Origin of the sequence: Bilophila wadsworthia ATCC 49260 (genome assembly GCF_000701705.1) — a bacterium.
In the GTDB taxonomy this organism is placed as follows: Bacteria; Desulfobacterota; Desulfovibrionia; order Desulfovibrionales; family Desulfovibrionaceae; genus Bilophila; species Bilophila wadsworthia.
In genome coordinates, this window is the sequence record NZ_JNJP01000167.1 from 1 (window position 1) to 2,968 (window position 2,968).

Consider the following 2,968-nt stretch of genomic DNA (forward strand, 5'->3'; position numbering starts at 1 on the left):
GGGTCCGGGGGAGGGAAGGGGATAACCTTTCTCCTGAAAAGTTTCCCCTTCCCTCCCCCGGATCTTCCGCCCCACCCCTGCCGCTCACAGGCAAAAACGGGGAAGGCCGCTGATCCATGCCGCCCACGGCGTCGATGTAGGCGTCCTCAAGACGCGGCTCGACGGGATGCAATTCAACACCTTTGCGGGAAAACGGGCCGTCGTGCGGATTGCGGAGCACCACGCGGATACGGTTGCCCTGAATGAGCGCATCGCGGATATCCGGCTCCTGCTGCCAGCGGGCCAGCATTGCCCGCGCTTCGCCGGACGGCGGCACGAAGGAAAAGACGCGCTTCGCCACACGGCCCGTAAACCCGGCGGGCGGCCCCTGATACACAAGGCTCCCCTGATCGAGCATAAGCACGTGGGCGCAGCGCTCGGCCTCATCCATATAGGCCGTAGACCAAAGCACCGACATCCCGCCCACGGCGAGCTCGGACACCATTTTCCACAACTCGCGCCGGGAAAGCGGATCGACGCCCACCCCCGGCTCATCGAGCAGCAGCAGGCGGGGCGTGGTCAGCAGCGCGCAGGCAAGGCCGAGTTTCTGCTTCATGCCGCCGGAAAGCTTTCCCGCCAGCCGATCCGTAAACGGCTTCAACGCCGTGAACGTCAGCAGCTTTTCGAACATGGCCTGACGCGCCGGGCCTTCAAGCCCGCGCAGTTCGGCATGGAGGTTAAGATTGTCGATGACGGACAGATCTTCATACAAACCGAAACGCTGCGGCATATACCCGACATCGTGGACGGCTTCGTCCGACGCCTCGGAGCCGGGCACGCGCCCGAGCACTTCCACGCTGCCGGAGGTCGGCAGGAGCAGCCCGGCCAGCAAGCGCATGAGCGTCGTCTTACCCGCGGCGTCCGGGCCCACAAGCCCCACGACCAAACCGGAGGGGACATCCGCCGTCAGGCTGGAAAGCGCGGGAGGCGTACCCGGCGGCACGTCAGGAAAAACCTTGGAAACGCCCTGAAGCCGGATCACAGCCTGCGGGGAAGGGCTCACGGCTTGCCTCCGTCCTTGCGGAGCGTCACGGTGACGGGCATCCCCTGCCGCATGACGTTGTCGGGATCGTCGGCGATGACGCGGAAACGGAAGACCAGATCATTCCGCACTTCCTTGGTTTCCACGGTCTTCGGCGTGAATTCGGCGGTCGGTGAAATAAAGCCGATGCGTCCCCGATACGTTTTGTCCGGCGTGGCGTCGATGGACAGGAGCACCTCCTGGCCGGGCCGGATGTTCCCAAGGTTCGGCTGCGTGACATAGGCCCGTATCCACACGGGATTGTTCAGAGTCACGGTGTAGACGGTCTGCCCGCCCTGCACCACCGCGCCGATCTCGTGCACGCGTGTCAGGACCACGCCGTCCTGCGGGGCGAACAGCTCGGTATCCTGCAAATTCGTCGTTGCGCGGGCGAGTTCGGCACGGGCGGCCTCCACCGCCGCCTTCTGGCGCTCAACGTCTTCGGAGCGGTATCCGCTCTCCATGAGCTGCAACTGTTCGCGGGCGGCGTTGCGGCGGGACAGCGCATCACCATAGGACGCGCGCGCCTCATCAAGCGACTGCTGCGAAACGGCGTTCTGCTGCCGCAGCCGCTCAACGCGCCTCAGGTTGCTGGCGGCGTTCGCGTATACGGCCTGCGCCCCGCTCAGGGTGGCGCGCGCCTGCTCGATGTCTTCCGTGCGATACCCCGCAACCATCTTCCTCAATTCGATTTCCTGCATGGAAAGCTGGGCGGCGGCCTGATCAAAGACCTCTTCATACGGTTTGGCATCAAGGCGCGCGAGGCGTTCCCCCGTTTTCACCGCATCACCCTCTTCCTTGAAGAGTTCGGTCACGCGCCCGCCCACGCGAAAACCGACATCCACCTGCCGGATGTCCACGTTGCCGTACAGCGTCAGCAGATCCGAAGGCTGCCGCTTCCCGTCGTACAGCCACCAGATGCCTCCGGCGGCGCAGGCAAGGACAACGAGAATCACAATGATGCGCTTCAACATGGATGCCTCCGACATGAAGAATCAGAATGAAAGAAACCGGGGGCGCGGGAACCGCAGCCCTCCCCCGGATCAAATGTTCCGGGACGCCATTCGCGAACGGCTCGCAACAATCTGCCTTGAATACAAGAATAGGAAAAGGATAATATCAAGTCAAATTAAAATTTCAATTTAAAATTTGACTTGTCGCCCAATTTTCCCTAAAAAAAGCCATGATGAACAAAACCAATCCCCCTCAGCGCCCCAAACGCGCGCAACGGAGCGACGGCCGCTCAACGCGGGCCGTTGTCCTTGAGGCAGCAGGCAAGGTCTTTGCCGAACGGGGCTTCGCCGAAGCCACCAGCAAGGAAATCTGCGAACGGGCGGGAACGAACGGCGCCGCCGTGAACTACTACTTCGGCGGCAAGGAAGGCCTGTACGAGGAAGTGCTGATCGAGGCGCACCGGCAAATGCTGAGCCTGGAGGATTTGAACCGGATCATCACTTCCGAGGCGACGCCGGAAGAAAAGCTCCGTGTGTTCCTGAAGCACATCATCCGTACCGCCATGAACGCTTCCGAGCTCTGGGGGATCAGGATATTCCTGCGCGAACTGGCCTCGCCCTCGCCCTTCGTGCCCAAATTCATCACAACGGCGGTATTCCCGAAATCCCAGAAACTCCGGGAACTGATACGGGACATCACGGGCCTTCCACCGGATTCCCCGGCGATGCAACGGGCAACCGCCCTTGTCGCCCTCCCCTGCATGGGGCTCATCCTCTTTCCGGAAAAGCTACGCACCCTCATGCTTCCCGCCACTGCCGGCGATGCGGAGGGTCTGCTTGAAGACATGCTGGCATATATGCTCGGCGGCCTTCGCGCCTTGGGGGAAACGGCCCGGTAGGGCATTTGGAATATTTGGAGGGGGCGGGGGAAACTTTCTGGAGAAAGTTTCCCCCG

General features: G+C 62.3%; 3 protein-coding genes. 1 reads left to right on the top strand and 2 read right to left on the bottom strand.

The features are described 5' to 3' along the window. Positions 1 to 1,042: ABC transporter ATP-binding protein (locus tag T370_RS0121555; RefSeq protein WP_029436972.1), on the bottom strand; the 1,042-nt coding region annotated here is incomplete at its 3' end. Continuing rightward, positions 1,039 to 2,034 (bottom strand): secretion protein HlyD, encoded by a 996-nt coding sequence (hlyD, locus tag T370_RS0121560; protein WP_005027864.1) that lies wholly within the window; start codon positions 2,032 to 2,034, stop codon positions 1,039 to 1,041. The genes T370_RS0121555 and hlyD, both read right to left, overlap by 4 nt. A 212-nt stretch (positions 2,035 to 2,246) precedes the next feature. Here hlyD and T370_RS0121565 point away from each other — a divergent pair, with 212 nt between their 5' ends. Next, positions 2,247 to 2,912, top strand: coding sequence for a TetR/AcrR family transcriptional regulator (locus tag T370_RS0121565; protein ID WP_237912692.1), 666 nt, complete (start codon positions 2,247 to 2,249; stop codon positions 2,910 to 2,912). The last annotated feature ends 56 nt before the right edge of the window (positions 2,913 to 2,968 follow it).